The following is a 17103-nucleotide window of genomic DNA, read 5'->3' as shown; positions in this document are numbered from 1 at the left end:
TTTTACTCCTCTTTTTCCTGTAATAACTTTCCTAATCCACTTTGTCTTTTTACCGTATTTCTGACCGCACTTTGCCAGATTTTTTGATTGGCAAATACGGAAAGTTGATTTTTCGCACGGGTAACACCGGTAAATACCAGCTCTCGTGAAAGCACTGGATTGGGTTCTGTTGGTAACACCATAACCGTATGATCAAATTCCGAACCTTGGGATTTATGAATCGTCATCATAAACGCAGGATCGTGAGCAGGAATACGACTGGTCGAAACTTCTCTATTGCCGAACCATACTTTGCCTTTAGCTAAACACAAGCCAATATCACCGTTATACAGTTTCACATTATGATCGTTTTCTGTAATCATAATTGGCTTACCGATATACCAATCATCTTCTTGGCGGAACCAAAGTAGTTTTTCTGCACGCAATGCCAAGGCAATTTCACGATTTAATTCTTCCACACCTAATGCTGAAGCGCGAAGTGCGGTCAAAAATCTCACCGAATTAAAACGGTCTAAAATCGCTTCTGCATAAGTTTTCTCATTACCCTTTTCATCTATAAATTTTGCATTGAGATCTTTCTTCTGAGCAAAATAAGTTTGAAGTTGCGTTAAATAAACACGGTAATTTTCAACCGCACTTTTCACCACTTGGCGAACAGATTCTTTAACATCTTGCTCTTCATCAAAATGGTGGAAATGCAACTCTTGTGGATATTCCGCAAAGGTTGCCACACTACCCTCACCTTTTCCTTGTTGAATTTGCGCTGCAAGTTGTTTAATGCCCGACTCATCTCGGAAACGACGACTAAAGGTTAAATGGCAAATGGTATCGCGCAACGGACTATGCTCCCCCCCAGTTGGAACAGTATAGCCTGTTGTTGCATAGATATAATCGGCTTGAGTAGGGCTATAATCTTGCGTTAAAAACTGTGCAATTTCACCTAATACTGCCCCCGCTTCAACAGAAGCCAATTGAGCTTGGTCGCCCAATAAAATCAAACGCGTTTCGGGTTTCAACGCTTGCACAAGTTTCGCCATCATAGGCAAATCAATCATTGAGGTTTCATCCACTACTAGTACATCGATTTGCAGTGGATTATGTGCATGATATTTCACGCTATCGGTAAAAGGTCGAACGCCTAGTAAACGATGCAACGTTTCTGCAGTTTTAGGAATGGAGGCACGTAACTCATCTGAAATCGGCATTTGTGCCAAGGCGTTTTCGATGGATTCCGTTAAACGAGCCGTCGCTTTTCCCGTTGGCGCAACCAATTTAATATGAAGTTTGCCACCAAATAATTCCTGTAATACACATAACAAGCGAGTGACTGTCGTTGTTTTCCCTGTTCCAGGGCCACCTGTAATCACAGAAAATGGGCTTTTTACCGCCGTTGCGACTGCTACTTTTTGCCAATCAACTTGCGCTTGTTGTTGAGGAAAATAACGATCTAATAATGCCCGAATTTGTTGCGGTTCTACTGATAAAGTGCGATCATTTTTCAAGGCGTTTTTAACATATTGCGCAACGCGGAACTCATCTTGCCAGGCTCGATAGAAATAAATCGCCCCAAATTGAAATGCGAGAGGCGCAATCTGATTTTCAGGATCTTGTGTAAAAGCAATATGCCCCGCTAAGGCTGATTGCCATTTGGATACTGGAAGCGAACCGATCTTGTCATTGATCAGCAACAAAAAATCCGCTTCAGTATGGCGATAAGCCAAACCAAATAAATTACGTTCTAAGAAACGATCTAACACACAACAAGTATTGCCTTGTGTATAGCTCCAGTTGCAAAGTGCGGCTAATAAAATCGCTAAATTTTGGACGGGCTCGGCATAGCCTTTATCTTTTTGTTTATCCGCAATTAATTGAGCAAAATAATAATCGCCTTGAGTAATCACACCTTGTTCTTGCAAGGATTTTAATAGGCTTAACATTAAAATAATTCCTCTAATTGTTGGATTAATTGCCAATCTGGTTTATCAAAAAAGATGCCCGATTGTGGCGAACCATTCATTCCTCGTAAAAATGCATAGACCACACCACCAAAATCTCGGTTGTAATCGTAGTGAGGCAAACGTGTTTTTAAATAACGGTGTAATGCCACCACATACAACAAATATTGCCAATCATAATGATGTTCTAATATGGCTTTTTTCAATGCAGCTTGATCGTAATCCTTTAATATTTCACCCAAGAAATTCGATTTGTAATCAAGCAAATAATATTTATCTTGATGACTAAAAACTAAGTCCATTGTACCTCGCACCATACCTTGAATATCATCAAACTGTAACGGTTCTGACGGCAAATGATGCCAAGTTGCTAACGCTCGATTAAAACCTACGACATCAAAATGGCTTGTGATATTGAGATAAAACGCCAACTCTTTTAAGCATTGTTTTTCGTTAATTTGTGCAAGGGTAAAATCATCGTTTGACAAAATTGGTGTACTGAGTATTTGTTCAAACCACTGTTGAACTGCTACAAACTGCTCTTCTACAAGATTCAAATCCTGACATAATTTTTCAATGTTTTCTTTCTCAGCCAGTTGAGCAAAAGGCACCTTTTCAAAATAACGATGTAATAACGTACCGATTTGTGTTCCCCGTGGAAAATCTAAAACCATTTCATCGTTATCATGAGCAAGTGCGGTCAGATTTTCAGTGATATTTTCTGTTGAAATCGACGCATCATAATCTTTCGCATCGTCAAAAATGAGCGATTTTTTCACCGCACTTTCATTCAAATAAGCTTTGCGTTGATGTGTTTGTTCAATGCCACTAAAGCTCGTCACTCGCCAATCTTGTTCAATTTCACCTTGGAAAATTTCCGCACTTAAATTTTCTTGAGAAATATTTAAGGTAAGAGGTTCACTGGCTTTTAACACATCGGTTAATTCAATCGCTACATCATTTGGTAAAAGCTGCTTAAACTTTTCCAATAATGGTTGAGTATCCCAATTATTTGGCAAATCGAGTTTTCGACCAATTTCACCTTGCGTTAAAACATACAATAAAGCATTCCATTTTTTATCCAAGGCTTTCGGTAATACAAAGGCCATTTGGTATTTTGCTCGGGTTAATGCCACATAAAGCAAACGCAATTCTTCCGCAAAAACTTCTTGGGTCAAATCATCCAAGTGTTGATCTTGCATGTCCCACAAGGTTTTGTTTTGTTTCTTATCGTAATATAAATTAAACAGTTTCTTTTTAGTTGGGTCTTTTGCTGCATTTCCTAAAAATGGCAACCAAACTAAATCATATTCCAACCCTTTCGATTTATGGATAGTCACAATCTTCACTAACTGACGTTCGCTTTCTAAACGAATTTGTGCTTCTTGACGACCTTCATCTTGAATTTGCTTTTCAAACCAACGCAATAATGCCGCTTCACTTTCATTTAATGCCGCTGCTTGCTGTAAAATTTCAGCCAAATGTAATAAATCCGTCAGTTTTCGTTCGCCATCAGGCCGAGATAAGAGTTTTTCTGTGATATTTTCAGCTAAAAGTAAATGGTGCAACATCGGCAATACGCCTTGGCGTTGCCAAATTTGTTGATACTCTACGAATTTTTCAGCCCAACGTTGCCACTGAATTTCATCCTGGTGAATTTGGTGAATTTCAGCTGCATTTAAGCCGAAAAGTGCGGTCGCAATTGCATTTAAAATTGGGCGTTCCGTCACGCTTAAACAAGCTTGCAAAATCAAGGCTAGTTCTTTTGCTGTGTTACTCTCAAAGACATTTCCCCTATCCGAAAGGTAAACCGAAGCGATACCGAGTGCTTGCAATTCTTTCTTCACGAGATCCGCTTCGGTATAACCACGCACCAAAACGGCAATATTTTCTGCTCGCAATATTTGATTTTCCGCTTTGCTTTCATTTGGAAAAACAACCGGATTTTCAGCCGCACTTTTTAACCATTGCTGAATCGATGTCGCGCAAGCTTTCGCATAATCTTGCTGGGTGGATTCGTCTTTATCATTAATGTAAAAACGGAAGGCGGGCTCAGGCTGATTATTTAACTGAAAAACAAGATTTTTCTTGGCTGCGCCGACATTTAAAAATTCAATATTTTTATAAATAAAGGGATCATTTTTAAAATCAAATAATCGATTTACCCCTTCCACTAAAGGTTGGGATGAACGGTAGTTTGTGCCGAGATTAAAACGCTGACTCGCCTCTTCTGCTGCTTTTAAATAAGTGAAAATATCGGCACCACGGAAACGATAAATCGCCTGTTTTGGATCTCCGATCATCATAAAGCCAACATTACCAGACGCGGTTTCATTGTGATAAATTTTCGAGAAAATTTGATACTGCAATGCATCCGTATCTTGGAACTCGTCAATCATAGCAAAAGGATATTGAAAACGAATTAATTCCGCTAACTGTTCTCCGCCCTCACCATATAATGCTTCTTTCAATAAGCGTAATAAATCATCAAAGGATTTTTCAGGATGATTCGCTTTGTATTCAAGAAGTTTCTTTTGAATACCTTGACGATAGTGATAGAGAATGATTTTTTTAAATAAATCACTTGGTTGAATTTCTTCAATTAAAGCTTCAATCTCTTCAAAGGCAGGATGTGTTATTCTCACCCCTTTTTTCTTAAAATCTGCTTTGACGGCGTTATCTAAAGCCGATTGCGTAAATTTTTTTACTAATGTTTCATTTAAGGTGATATCTGCTCTATTTTTTGCCCATGAGGTGACTTCATCCACAAAAGATAAAATTGTTTTACTTGAATATGTTTTACCATTTAAACAAGATTTCTCTTTTTTTACGACTTCTTCATCAAAAAGATCGCGAATTTCAACCGCACTTTCTAACCAAGCGTCTTTAATCTTTTCAATAATTTCCGCATTTCTAGTGATATCTTTTTGCAAAAATTCTTTTAATGGCAGTTCTAACAGTTCTGGTTCATCAAGTTGTACAGAAAAATCATTTCCAATATTTGAGCCTAAATCATTCAATACCTCTTCTGGCGACTTTAATTCTTTTGAGATAAATGCAGCCAAATGGAAAGGTAAATCATAAAAATGCTCCCGCCAAAATTCATTCGCAAATTGCTTGAGTAAATCAGACTGATCTTTGAGAAGTTTTAAATTGAAATGCACGCCTGAATTAAAAGCATGTTGCATTAACATTCGACGACAAAAACCGTGAATGGTATAAATGGAGGCTAAATCTAAATTTTGTTCGGCCAGCTTTAAACGACGAAGTGCAGTCGGAATATCCTCTAAATAAGGTAACAATTCCGCTAAAAATTGATGTTCCCCAGTAAAAATCGCCTTATCTTTTGTCTCATAATATTCAGAGAAAACCGAAATTGCCGACGTTAAACGTTCCCGAATTTTACGTTTTAAATCTTCCGTTGCCATTTCAGTAAAGGTTACCACCAAAATTTCTTCCACATTTAACGGTCGAGAAAAACAATTTTCGCCTGCTTGTAAAAGTAAACGAAGATAGATAGAACCGATAGTATAGGTTTTCCCTGTACCTGCAGAGGCTTCAATTAAATTGACTTGATTCAAGGGCAACGAAATGGCATTAAGTGCGGTTGATTTTTGGCTCATTTTTTATTTTTCTGGAAACATTAGCGTGTTTCTATTGTAGAGGAATTTCCATAGAAATTCATTTAGTTATTATTTATTTCCTGTATAATTTTGAACATTTATAACTTAATAATTACACAAAATATTCTGAGGATTTTATGGCAGCAGCAATTCAACAACGCGCAGAACTTCAACGCCGCATTTGGCAAATTGCTAATGATGTACGCGGTTCCGTCGATGGTTGGGATTTTAAACAATATGTTTTAGGTACACTTTTCTATCGTTTTATCAGCGAAAACTTTGCTAACTACATTGAAGGTGGAGATGATAGCGTTGATTATTCTACTTTTAATGATGACGACCCTATTATTGCAGCCATCAAAGAAGACACCATCAAAGCAAAAGGCTATTTTATTTACCCGAGCCAATTATTTAAAAATGTCGTGGCAACAGCCAACACTAATCCGAATTTAAATACAGACCTAAAAAACATTTTTACAGCTATCGAAAACTCTGCTACTGGCTACCCTTCCGAACAGGATATCAAAGGTTTATTTGCCGATTTTGATACCACTAGCAGCCGCTTGGGTAATACAGTTGCCGATAAAAACAGCCGCCTAGCCGATGTATTAAAAGGCGTTGCTGAGTTAGATTTTGGTGACTTTGAAGATAATCATATTGATTTATTCGGTGATGCTTACGAATTTTTAATTTCCAACTATGCTGCTAATGCCGGTAAATCGGGGGGCGAGTTCTTTACACCACAATGCGTTTCCAAGCTGATTGCTCGACTGGCTTTATATGGACAAGACAAAGTCAATAAAATTTACGACCCTGCTGCCGGTTCGGGTTCTTTATTATTGCAAGCAAAAAAACAATTTGATGAACACATCATTGAAGAAGGGTTCTTCGGGCAGGAAATCAATCACACCACTTACAACCTTGCCCGTATGAATATGTTTTTGCATAACATCAACTATGACAAGTTTGATATCGCCCTTGGCAACACCTTAATGAATCCGCAATTCGGCGATGATAAACCCTTTGATGCTATCGTTTCTAACCCGCCTTACTCCGTGAAATGGATTGGCTCAGACGATCCAACGCTAATTAACGATGAACGCTTCGCCCCTGCTGGCGTACTCGCACCAAAATCTAAAGCGGACTTTGCCTTTATTTTGCATGCGTTAAGTTATCTTTCGGCAAAAGGTCGCGCGGCGATTGTGTCCTTCCCTGGTATTTTTTATCGTGGCGGTGCGGAGCAAAAAATTCGTCAATATTTGGTGGATAATAACTATGTGGAAACGGTAATTGCGCTTGCGCCAAATCTTTTTTTCGGCACTAGCATTGCGGTGAATATTTTGGTGCTTTCCAAACATAAACCCAATACCCAAACCCAATTTATTGATGCCAGCGGTTTATTTAAACCCGACACCAATAACAGTTTAGAACCGGAACATATTGAGCAAATTCTCAAACTGTTTGCCGATAAAGAAGATGTGCCGCATTTGGCCAAATCCGTGTCCTTTGAAGAAATCGTTAACAATGAATACAACCTTGCGGTGAGTTCTTATGTGGAGCAAAAAGACACCCGAGAAGTCATTGATATCGATAAACTCAACGCAGAAATTAAGCAAACCGTTGCCAATATCGACCGCTTACGTGTAGAAATTGACAAAATTGTGGCGGAGATTGAGGGGTAAAAATACCATGAAAAATAACCGCACTTTTTTAGAAAAATTATTGGATGGGGCTGAGGTAAAATGGATACCACTAGGCGATGTTGCCGATTATGAACAACCCACTAAATACCTTGTTAATTCAACAGTGTACAATGATAATTATCCAACCCCAGTATTAACTGCTGGGAAAACATTCATTCTGGGATATACGAATGAAGATGAAGGGATATATTTTGCATCAAAATCACCAGTGATAATTTTTGATGATTTTACAACAGCAAATAAATGGGTTGATTTTGACTTTAAAGCAAAATCATCAGCAATGAAAATGATAACATCCAAAAATGAAAAATTTGCTTTATTAAAATATATTTATTATTGGTTAAACACATTACCAAATAACCAAATTGATGGTGATCATAAACGTCAATGGATTTCTAATTATGCTAATAAATTAATCCCCATCCCCCCACTCTCCGTCCAAACCGAAATCGTAAAAATTTTGGATGCATTGACAGCGCTTACCAGCGAACTTACCAGCGAACTTACACTACGTCGGAAGCAGTATGAATACTATCGGGAGAAATTATTAAGTGAAGAAGAACTTGGGAAGGTTGGGTTTGAGTGGAAAACTCTAGATCAAATTTCAGAAAATTTAGATTCTAAAAGAAAACCTATTACAAGTGGCTTACGTACTTCAGGTAAAATTCCTTATTATGGAGCTTCTGGTATTGTTGATTATGTAGAGGATTACATATTTGATGGAGATTTTTTACTTATTTCTGAAGATGGGGCTAATTTATTAGCTAGAAATACGCCTATTGCATTTAGTGCCACTGGAAAAATATGGGTAAATAATCATGCGCATATTCTAAAATTTAACTCTTACGAAGAACGTCGATTCATTGAATTTTATTTAAATAAAATAGATTTAACTCCTTATATTTCAGGTGCTGCTCAGCCAAAATTAAATAAGAAGAATCTAAATAGCATTAAAATACCAATTCCTAGTATTCCTAAACAACAACACATCGTTTCAATCTTAGATAAATTTGAAACCTTAACCAATTCAATCACCGAAGGCTTGCCTTTAGCGATTGAGCAAAGCCAAAAGCGGTATGAGTATTACAGAGAATTATTATTGAATTTCCCAGGCAGAGAATAATATGACTAAAAGTTTAGACGAAATTGCAAAACAATTAAAAGATTCTGATAAAAATGTTAATCTAATTTACGCCTTTAATGGAACTGGAAAAACCCGTTTATCAAAAGTCTTTAAGGATCTTATCGCACCTAAAGAAAATCATGGCAATGAAGAAGATCTAACACGAAGAAAAATACTTTATTTCAATGCATTTACCGAAGATTTATTCTATTGGGATAATGATCTAGTTAATGACACCGACCCCAAATTAAAGATTCAACCAAATTCTTTTATTCGTTGGCTGATTAAAGATCAAGGGGATGAAGGTAAAGTAATTGGAAAATTTCATCATTATTGTGATGAAAAACTTATGCCTAAATTTGATATTGAAAATAATCAAATTACATTCAGCTTTGCGCGTGGAGATAATACGCCTGAAGAAAATATAAAACTATCGAAGGGGGAAGAAAGTAATTTTATTTGGAGTATTTTTCATACGTTAATTGAACAAGTTGTTGCAGAATTAAATATCCCAGAGCCTAGTGAACGCACTACTAATGAATTTGATGAGCTTAAATATATTTTTATTGATGATCCAGTAAGTTCATTGGATGAAAATCATCTTATTCAGTTGGCGGTTGATTTAGCAAAATTAGTCAAAGATAGTCCCAATACTATAAAATTTATTATCACTACACATAATCCTTTATTTTATAACATTCTATATAACGAGACTAGTAGATTAAAAAATAAGAAACGTGGAACATTTAGGCTTGAGAAAACAGAAAATAATACTCATAATTTATACCAGCAAAACAATGACTCCCCTTTCACTTATCAGGTTCATTTATTTCATAAACTTGAGGATATTTTTAAGAAAGAAATTCAACCAAAAGAATTTTTAAAAGAATTTCTTCTTAATATAGAAAATGATTTTAAATATAAAGAAGAAAACTTTTTAAACACTTCAGAATATGACATGTGGCTATTATCAAATAAAAATCCAATATATTATATTAGAGACATTCTGAATGATAATATAAATAAAGAAATAGCTAGATCATTAGACAAAAAAATAAAAACAAGAAAAAATAAAGAATTCAAGCTAACCAAAAACACAAGAAAAATATTAAGCATTAATGTGGTAGACTTATTAAATAAAACAAAAATGTTGAATGACAACATAGTAAATATATTAAATGGCGGGAAAATAGATGATAAAAAACTATCTATTTTCTACCAGCAAGTTAATGATAAAATAAAAGAAGATACATTCTTTATAAAAAAAATCATGTTTTAGATCACGAGTTTAAAATTTCATTCTTTAAAGAAAAAAACATTGAAGATTGTCAAGTGGAAAAGTATCATTTTAATCTGATTAGAAATATACTCGAGAAGCTTGCTACATTTCTTGGCTATAGAGAAATGAAAAATGTGTTACCTCAAGATAGTAGTGGCCCAGATCTATATATGAATAGAATAGTTAACTTATCAAGCCATTCAAAGCATTCAGATGAGGAGACTGTATATATTTTATCTAATGATAAGCGCGTTCTTAAAAATTTAGTAGAAGAACATATATGTAAAAAATATCACTTTAGAAGTAATTTCATTAAACTTGGTAAAATTTAAGTTGGTAAAATTTTATGAATGACTATTCCAAAATCGTCGAATCCAATCACTTTATCGTTTTAGATCAATATAATAAGTTCGTGGAAGAACCCAATGCTGGTTATCAAACAGAAGGTAGCCTTGAGCGAGAGTTGATTCGTGATTTACGGGCACAAGGCTATGAGTATTTACAAGAGCTTAATAATCACGGGGAACTGATTAAAAATTTACGTATTCAATTACAGCGATTAAATAATGTGGTTTTCTCAGATGCGGAATGGCAACGTTTTTTAGAAGAGTACTTGGACAAACAAAGTGATAGCCTCATTGAGAAAACCCGTAAAATTCACAATGATTATATTTACGATTTTGTGTTTGATAATGGACGCATTCAGAACATCTATTTGCTTGATAAGAAAAATCTTGCCAATAACGCTGTGCAAGTTATCAATCAATTTGAGCAAAGCGGCAGCTATGACAATCGTTATGATGTGACAATTTTGGTGAATGGTTTACCGCTTGTACATATTGAATTAAAAAAACGTGGCGTGGCTATTCGTGAAGCCTTTAATCAAATTCATCGTTACAGCAAAGAAAGCTTTAATAAAGAAAATTCGCTCTTTAAATATATTCAGATTTTTGTCATTTCTAATGGCACAGATACCCGCTACTTTGCCAATACCACCAAGCGAGATAAGAATAGCTATGATTTCACAATGAATTGGGCAACAGCGAAAAATACTCTGATTAAAGATTTAAAGGATTTTACAGAGACTTTTCTACAAAAACATACTCTGCTCAATGTGTTGGTGAATTACTGCGTGTTTGATGTTTCCGACACCCTATTGATTATGCGCCCCTATCAAATTGCTGCCACCGAGCGTATTTTATGGAAAATTAAAAGCTCATATCTAGTGAAAAATAGGAACAATAAAGAAAGCGGCGGCTACATTTGGCACACCACTGGCTCAGGTAAAACGCTCACCAGCTTTAAAGCTGCACGCCTTGCAACGGAATTAGACTTTATTGAAAAAGTATTCTTCGTAGTTGATAGAAAGGATTTGGACTATCAAACCATGAAAGAATACCAACGCTTTTCACCTGATAGTGTAAATGGTTCGGAAAGTACGGCTGGGCTAAAACGCAATATCGAGAAAGACGATAATAAGATCATTGTTACCACCATTCAAAAACTCAATAATCTGATGAAATCAGAAGATGGATTACCGATTTACGATAAAGAGGTCGTCTTTATCTTTGATGAATGTCATCGTTCTCAATTTGGTGAAGCACAAAAAAATCTAACGAGTAAATTCCAAAAATACTATCAATTTGGTTTTACCGGCACACCAATTTTTCCAACTAACTCGTTAGGTGCAGAAACAACAGAGAGTGTTTTTGGTGTTAAACTTCATTCTTACATTATTACCGATGCGATTCGTGATGAAAAAGTGCTGAAATTTAAAGTGGATTACAATGATGTTCGTCCACAATTTAAGAGTATTGAAACTGAAAAAAATCTTGAAAAACTGACCGCACTTGAGAAGAAACTAGCCTTTTTACATCCTGAACGAATTGAACAAATCGCCCAATATGTTTTAGATAATTTTAAACAAAAGACCCATCGTTTTAATGTGGGTAATAATGGCTTTAATGCCATGTTTGCAGTAAGTAGCGTGGATGCGGCCAAAGCTTATTACCAAACTTTTAAACGTTTGCAAAGTGCAATTCCAAATCCATTGAAGATTGCAACGATCTTCTCTTTTGCTGCAAACGAAGAACAGGATGCGATTGGAGATATTGTCGATGAAAGTTTTGAAGTGGATGCGATGAATTCCTCTGCTAAGGAATTTTTAAAATCGGCTATTGATGATTATAACGGCTATTTTAAAACTAATTATGATGTAGACACTAAATCGTTCCAAAACTACTATCGAGATCTCGCCAAACGCGTCAAAAACAAAGAAGTGGATTTACTAATTGTCGTTGGAATGTTTTTAACCGGTTTTGATGCACCAACCTTAAACACGTTATTTGTAGATAAAAACTTACGTTACCATGGTTTGATTCAAGCTTATTCTCGTACAAACCGCATTTACAACAGCACCAAAAATTTTGGCAATATCGTCACTTTCCGGGATTTGGAACAAGATACCATTGATGCGATTACCCTTTTCGGTAAATCCAATACGCACCATATCGTATTAGAAAAAAGTTACCAAGAATATATGGAAGGCTTTACCGATGCAGGTGTTGCCCGTCGTGGGTATTTAGAGGTTATTGCAGAGTTGCAAGAACGCTTCCCGGATCCAGATGAAATTCAAACAGAAAAAGACAAGAAAGACTTTGTAAAATTATTTGGTGAATATTTGCGAGTTGAAAATATTCTGCAAAACTATGATGAGTTCGCTGCTTTACAAGCATTTCAATCACTCGATACCAGTGATGCAAAAGCCGTTGAAGCCTTTAAAGAAAAATATTATTTAACGGACGAAGCTTTTGCTGAAATGCAACCTATTGATATGCCAAGCGAACGCCGCATTCAAAATTACCGTTCGACTTACAACGATATTCGGGACTGGCTCCGTCGTCAAAAAGATGGCGAGGAAAAAGCAAAATCGACCATTGATTGGGACGACGTGGTGTTTGAAGTGGATTTATTAAAATCCCAAGAAATCAATCTAGATTACATCTTAGAATTGATTTTTGAACACAACAAAAAAATGAAAAATAAAGCTGAACTGATTGATGAAATTCGAACCACAATCAGAGCTAGCCTAGGTAATCGAGCCAAAGAAAGTTTGATCGTAGATTTTATCAATCAAACTGACTTAGATAGCATAGTCGATAAAGCTGGTATTATTGAATCCTTCTTCCAGTTTGCCCAAAAAGAGCAACAGAAAGAAGCTGACGAATTAATTAGCAATGAAGGTCTGAATATCGATGCTGCGAAGCGTTATATTAACGTATCCTTAAAACGCGGATATGCTAGCGAACAAGGTACGGATTTAAATGATGCCCTACCGAAAATGAGTCCGCTTAATCCGCAATATCTCACGAAAAAACAAAGCATTTTCCAAAAGATCGTTGCCTTTGTTGAGAAGTTTGTTGGGATTGGTGGCGAGGTTTAAAAACTTAAACCAACTATATAGAATTTAAAAGGTGCACTCTATATGATTGCACCTTTTTATTTTGTCAGTTTTATCAGAAATTAGAACGTTAAAACTTTATCCGCCCATAATGTCCATTCTGAAACATCATCTAAAGTACCAAGGGTCACGCCGTCAATTAATTTAGCATCTAATAAACCACGTGCTTTTACGCAGCTGGTGCATAATTTAATTTCAGCACCTTGTGCCGCTAAAATGTCGATAAGTTGTTGGATATTGAAACCTTCATTTGGGTTTTGCCCCGCAATACCGCATAAAATCGCATCAGAAAAGCAGAACAATTTAATATTCACATCCTTGCTGTGCTCTTCTTTCATATTGATGGCGAAACGAACAGCGTTGAAGGTTTTTTCTCCGCTATATGTGGAATCATTGACGATAAAAAGAATATTTTGCATGACGCACTCCTTGTTACAATGCTATAAAAATGAAGGCGTAATAAATTACGCCTTTATGAAATCAGCCAACCCAAACGAACTTGGCCACAAATAATAAAGACACCACCCACACTGGGGCATTGACCTCTCGTATTCTACCTGTACAGGCCTTCATGACGCAATAACTAATAAAGCCAAATGCGATACCTTCAGTAATAGAATAAGTAAATGGCATCATCGCTGCTGTGATAAAGGCAGGTGTTGCTTCGGTTAAATCATCCCAGTGTACACGAATAAGACTAGATGCCATTAAAATCCCTACATAGACTAATGCTCCTGCGGTTGCATAAGTCGGTACCACACTCGCTAATGGTGAAAAGAAAATGGTGAGTAAGAATAAAATACCAACTGTTACTGCTGTTAAACCTGTTCTACCACCGACTGAAACCCCTGCACCACTTTCGATATAGGTACTAATAGCGGATGTTCCAATATAAGAACCTACTACCGCACTCACGCTATCTACATAAAGAGCTTGTTTCATTTTTGGAAAACGACCTTTTTCATCGCTGAAACCTGCTTTATCAGTTACACCTAATAACGTACCTGATGAGTCAAATAGATTTACTAAAAGGAAAGAGAAAATAATGCCTAGCAAAGCCGTATCTAAAGCACCAGCAATATCCACTTTACCCACAACTGCACCTAAGCTTGGTGGCATAGAAACAATGCCATGGAAAGTAACTTGGTCATCAATTAAAAGCGCTAAGCCAGTTACTACCGCGATAGAAATTAAAACACCAGAGAAAATATTACGAGCCGCTAAAACTACGATAATGAAGAAACCTAATACTCCAAGTAGAATTTTCGGATCATGTAAATTGCCTAATGCCACTAAGGTTGCAGGATTTGCTACAACCAACCCCATATTTTTAAAGCCAATTAAGGCAATAAAAAAGCCGATACCTGCGCCGATTCCCACGCGCAGTGAAAGCGGAATCGAGGCCATTAACCAATAACGGATTTGGAATAGGGTGAGAACAAATAAACCAATCGAACCCCAGAAAATGGTGCCCATGCCTACTTCCCAAGAATAACCAAGCTTACCAACGACTACATAAGCAAAGAACGCATTGAGTCCCATAGCTGGCGCAAGGGCGATAGGTAAATTACTGAATAATCCCATCGCAATGGTGCCGAGTGCGGCAATTAAACAAGTGGTCACAAAAACAACTTGCTTATCCATTCCCGCATCACCTAATACGGATGGGTTCACAAACACAATATACACCATGGTAAAGAAGGTGGTAATACCGGCAATAATTTCGGTTTTAGTGGTACTGCCCTTTTCTTTAATCGAAAAAAGGCGTTCAAGTAAAGATTGTTGCATAGTCTTCCCCTTAACTTAATAACCTTGGTGATAAATCGACTCAAGTAATTTCACACCTAATAAGGCGATATTGAAACGTTGTTCATCGGCAACCGTCCAAAATTCAATGCTATTTTCAACCGCACTTTGTTGGCTAAGATGCAATTTGACGCTTTCTTCACCGTTTTCGTTTTCACCGTTAATCACGGGGGTAACAAGGCTATCGTGTAATTCAATTAATTCGCTTTGTTGTGGTTGGAAATCAAATTCATAATCTGAAAGTGCGGTCACTTTTTGTGCCATGCCGTAGAAGACAGGCACTTGAATTTGATGGAAAATCACATTGTCTAACTGTGGGAAGATTTTTTGTAATTGCAGATTTAAATTTGCCGCTTGTTGTGGAAAAACATCAAAGGCAAAACGGGTTTCACCTTCTTCTAATGGCATACCATTCAGTAAACGAGCGGTTTGTCCCGCAAGTTTATTCACGGCTTCACCATCCGTATAAGAAGCGGGTAAAAGTGACGTCGCAAAGACTTGAGTTAAATTTGTTTGTTGAATAATTGGTAGTAGAGATAAGGCTAATTGACTCACTTGCGGATCAGGCAGACTCACAATGTTACGTTGTCTTAATTCAGTCAGATTTTCTTCATTAATTGTAGGAACTACGACAGGTACATCAGACAATGCAGAGCAAATCCCTTTTAAATCAATCACCACACAGCCACTTTCTGCAGCTTGAGCTAATAGAGGCGCTTGGTCAATTTGGCCTGCGAAGAAAAGATAATTAACGCTGTCCCACTCAGTCTCATCAGTGGCTAATTGAGCAACCGCTTTATTGCGAAAACGTACCGCTTGCTCTTCTTCAAAAGGATAAATTTCTACAATTGAAACCTTGCCTACATCAAGCTCACTTTGTTCAAGGGCTTCGGCAATTTTTTCACATAGATCAAATTCTGCTGCAATAGCAATATTTAGGCTTGCGTCCATTTTTCTCTCCGCTGTAAAATGTTCTGAACCGATTTATTCTACAGAAAAAAGACGTATAAATACATAAGGAAATCAGATGACACCGGCAATTGATTTACTAAAGAAAAATAAAATTCCTTTTACTCTCCATACCTATGATCATGACCCTAACAATACGCATTTTGGTGATGAAGCCGCTGAAAAACTTGGGCTTGATCCGCACCAATCCTTTAAAACACTTTTAGTCGCTGAAAATGGTGATCAGAAAAAATTAGCGTGTTTTGTGCTTTCCACAGCAAATATGTTGAGTTTAAAGAAAGCGGCAAAATCAATTGGTGTAAAAAAAGTTGAAATGGCCGATAAAGATGCGGCACAAAAAAGCACGGGATATTTAGTCGGTGGCATTAGTCCATTAGGTCAAAAAAAACGTGTAAAAACAGTGATAAATTCGACCGCACTTGAGTTTGATACGATTTTTGTTTCTGGTGGAAAACGTGGATTAAGCGTCGAATTGGCCCCACAAGATTTGGCTAAATTATTAAATGCCGAATTTGTCGATATCATTGACGAAGAATAGAAAAAGAAAAGCCCGAATGAATCGGGCTATCTTTTTTATGATGTTGTGTTTATTTAAATTAGAAACTTGATGTATCTTGGAATAAGCCAACTTTTAAATCGGTTGCAGTGTAGATAACACGTCCATCTACTTCCACTTCACCGTCAGCCATTCCCATTACTAATTTGCGATTAATCACACGTTTCATATTAATGCGATAAATCACTTTTTTCGCGGATGGTAAGATTTGTCCGGTAAATTTCACTTCACCTACGCCTAATGCACGGCCTTTACCTTTACCGCCTACCCAGCCAAGGAAGAAACCGACTAATTGCCACATCGCATCTAAGCCTAAGCATCCTGGCATAACTGGGTCACCAATAAAGTGACAACCAAAAAACGGTAAATCTGGATGAATATCTAATTCCGCTTCAATATACCCTTTACCAAACGCACCGCCGTCTTCGGTCATTTTTACAATGCGATCCATCATCAACATGGTTGGTGCTGGAAGTTGCGGGCCTTCTTTACCAAATAATTCACCACGACCAGAAGCTAATAAATCTTCATAAGTGTAGCTGCTTTTGATGTTGGGTGTACAGGTGTTTTCCATTTTTTATTTCCTTGTATATATAGTTTTGCTTGGTTACAAACAATAAGTGCAGATT

At 36.8% G+C, this 17103-nt stretch carries 11 protein-coding genes; 5 read left to right on the top strand and 6 right to left on the bottom strand.

What is annotated here, in order from left to right; all coding sequences use genetic code 11:
- Positions 1-2 precede the first annotated feature (2 nt).
- Positions 3-1937: an exodeoxyribonuclease V subunit alpha gene (recD, locus tag RDV53_RS08960; protein ID WP_005696067.1), complete on the bottom strand. Its 1935-nt coding sequence runs from the start codon at positions 1935-1937 to the stop codon at positions 3-5.
- Complete coding sequence (gene recB, locus RDV53_RS08955) at positions 1937-5578, bottom strand: exodeoxyribonuclease V subunit beta (protein ID WP_005696066.1); 3642 nt, start codon at positions 5576-5578, stop codon at positions 1937-1939. The genes recD and recB overlap by 1 nt, the downstream gene beginning before the upstream one ends.
- A 137-nt stretch (positions 5579-5715) precedes the next feature.
- On the opposite strand from recB, the gene RDV53_RS08950 reads away from it, so the two are divergent.
- The 4 genes from RDV53_RS08950 to RDV53_RS08935 all read left to right on the top strand — a co-directional run bounded on the left by RDV53_RS08950 (position 5716) and on the right by RDV53_RS08935 (position 13125).
- Positions 5716-7260 carry a type I restriction-modification system subunit M gene (locus RDV53_RS08950; RefSeq protein ID WP_005696065.1) on the top strand — a complete coding sequence of 515 codons (1545 nt, stop codon included), beginning with the start codon at positions 5716-5718 and terminating at the stop codon, positions 7258-7260.
- Positions 7261-7267: 7 nt separating this feature from the next.
- On the top strand, positions 7268-8404 hold the full coding sequence (locus RDV53_RS08945; RefSeq protein WP_005696064.1) for a restriction endonuclease subunit S: 1137 nt from the start codon (positions 7268-7270) through the stop codon (positions 8402-8404).
- A gap of 1 nt (position 8405) precedes the next feature.
- Positions 8406-9683, top strand: a complete 1278-nt coding sequence (locus RDV53_RS08940; protein WP_005696063.1) for an AAA family ATPase — start codon at positions 8406-8408, stop codon at positions 9681-9683.
- Positions 9684-10029: 346 nt separating this feature from the next.
- Positions 10030-13125 carry a type I restriction endonuclease subunit R gene (locus RDV53_RS08935; RefSeq protein WP_005696060.1) on the top strand — a complete coding sequence of 1032 codons (3096 nt, stop codon included), beginning with the start codon at positions 10030-10032 and terminating at the stop codon, positions 13123-13125.
- Between the two features lie 80 nt (positions 13126-13205).
- Here RDV53_RS08935 and RDV53_RS08930 read toward each other — a convergent pair whose 3' ends face one another.
- The 3 genes from RDV53_RS08930 to RDV53_RS08920 form a co-directional block, all read right to left on the bottom strand.
- Entirely contained in the window at positions 13206-13562 is a 357-nt protein-coding gene (locus RDV53_RS08930; RefSeq protein WP_005696059.1) for a DsrE/DsrF/TusD sulfur relay family protein, read from the bottom strand.
- 61 nt (positions 13563-13623) lie between these two features.
- Positions 13624-14931: an NCS2 family permease gene (locus RDV53_RS08925; protein WP_005696057.1), complete on the bottom strand. Its 1308-nt coding sequence runs from the start codon at positions 14929-14931 to the stop codon at positions 13624-13626.
- A gap of 15 nt (positions 14932-14946) precedes the next feature.
- The gene (locus tag RDV53_RS08920) at positions 14947-15900 is read right to left on the bottom strand and encodes an oxidoreductase (protein WP_005696055.1); all 954 of its coding nucleotides are present in this window, start codon (positions 15898-15900) and stop codon (positions 14947-14949) included.
- 76 nt (positions 15901-15976) lie between these two features.
- Here RDV53_RS08920 and ybaK point away from each other — a divergent pair, with 76 nt between their 5' ends.
- Positions 15977-16456, top strand: a complete 480-nt coding sequence (gene ybaK, locus RDV53_RS08915) for a Cys-tRNA(Pro) deacylase (RefSeq protein ID WP_005696054.1) — start codon at positions 15977-15979, stop codon at positions 16454-16456.
- A gap of 58 nt (positions 16457-16514) precedes the next feature.
- Here ybaK and fabA read toward each other — a convergent pair whose 3' ends face one another.
- On the bottom strand, positions 16515-17048 hold the full coding sequence (gene fabA / locus RDV53_RS08910) for a bifunctional 3-hydroxydecanoyl-ACP dehydratase/trans-2-decenoyl-ACP isomerase (RefSeq protein ID WP_005696053.1): 534 nt from the start codon (positions 17046-17048) through the stop codon (positions 16515-16517).
- Positions 17049-17103: the final 55 nt, after the last annotated feature.

Source organism: Haemophilus parainfluenzae ATCC 33392 (assembly GCF_031191205.1).
In the GTDB taxonomy this organism is placed as follows: domain Bacteria; phylum Pseudomonadota; class Gammaproteobacteria; order Enterobacterales; family Pasteurellaceae; genus Haemophilus_D; species Haemophilus_D parainfluenzae.
This window is presented reverse-complemented; position numbering and strand designations above follow the sequence as displayed.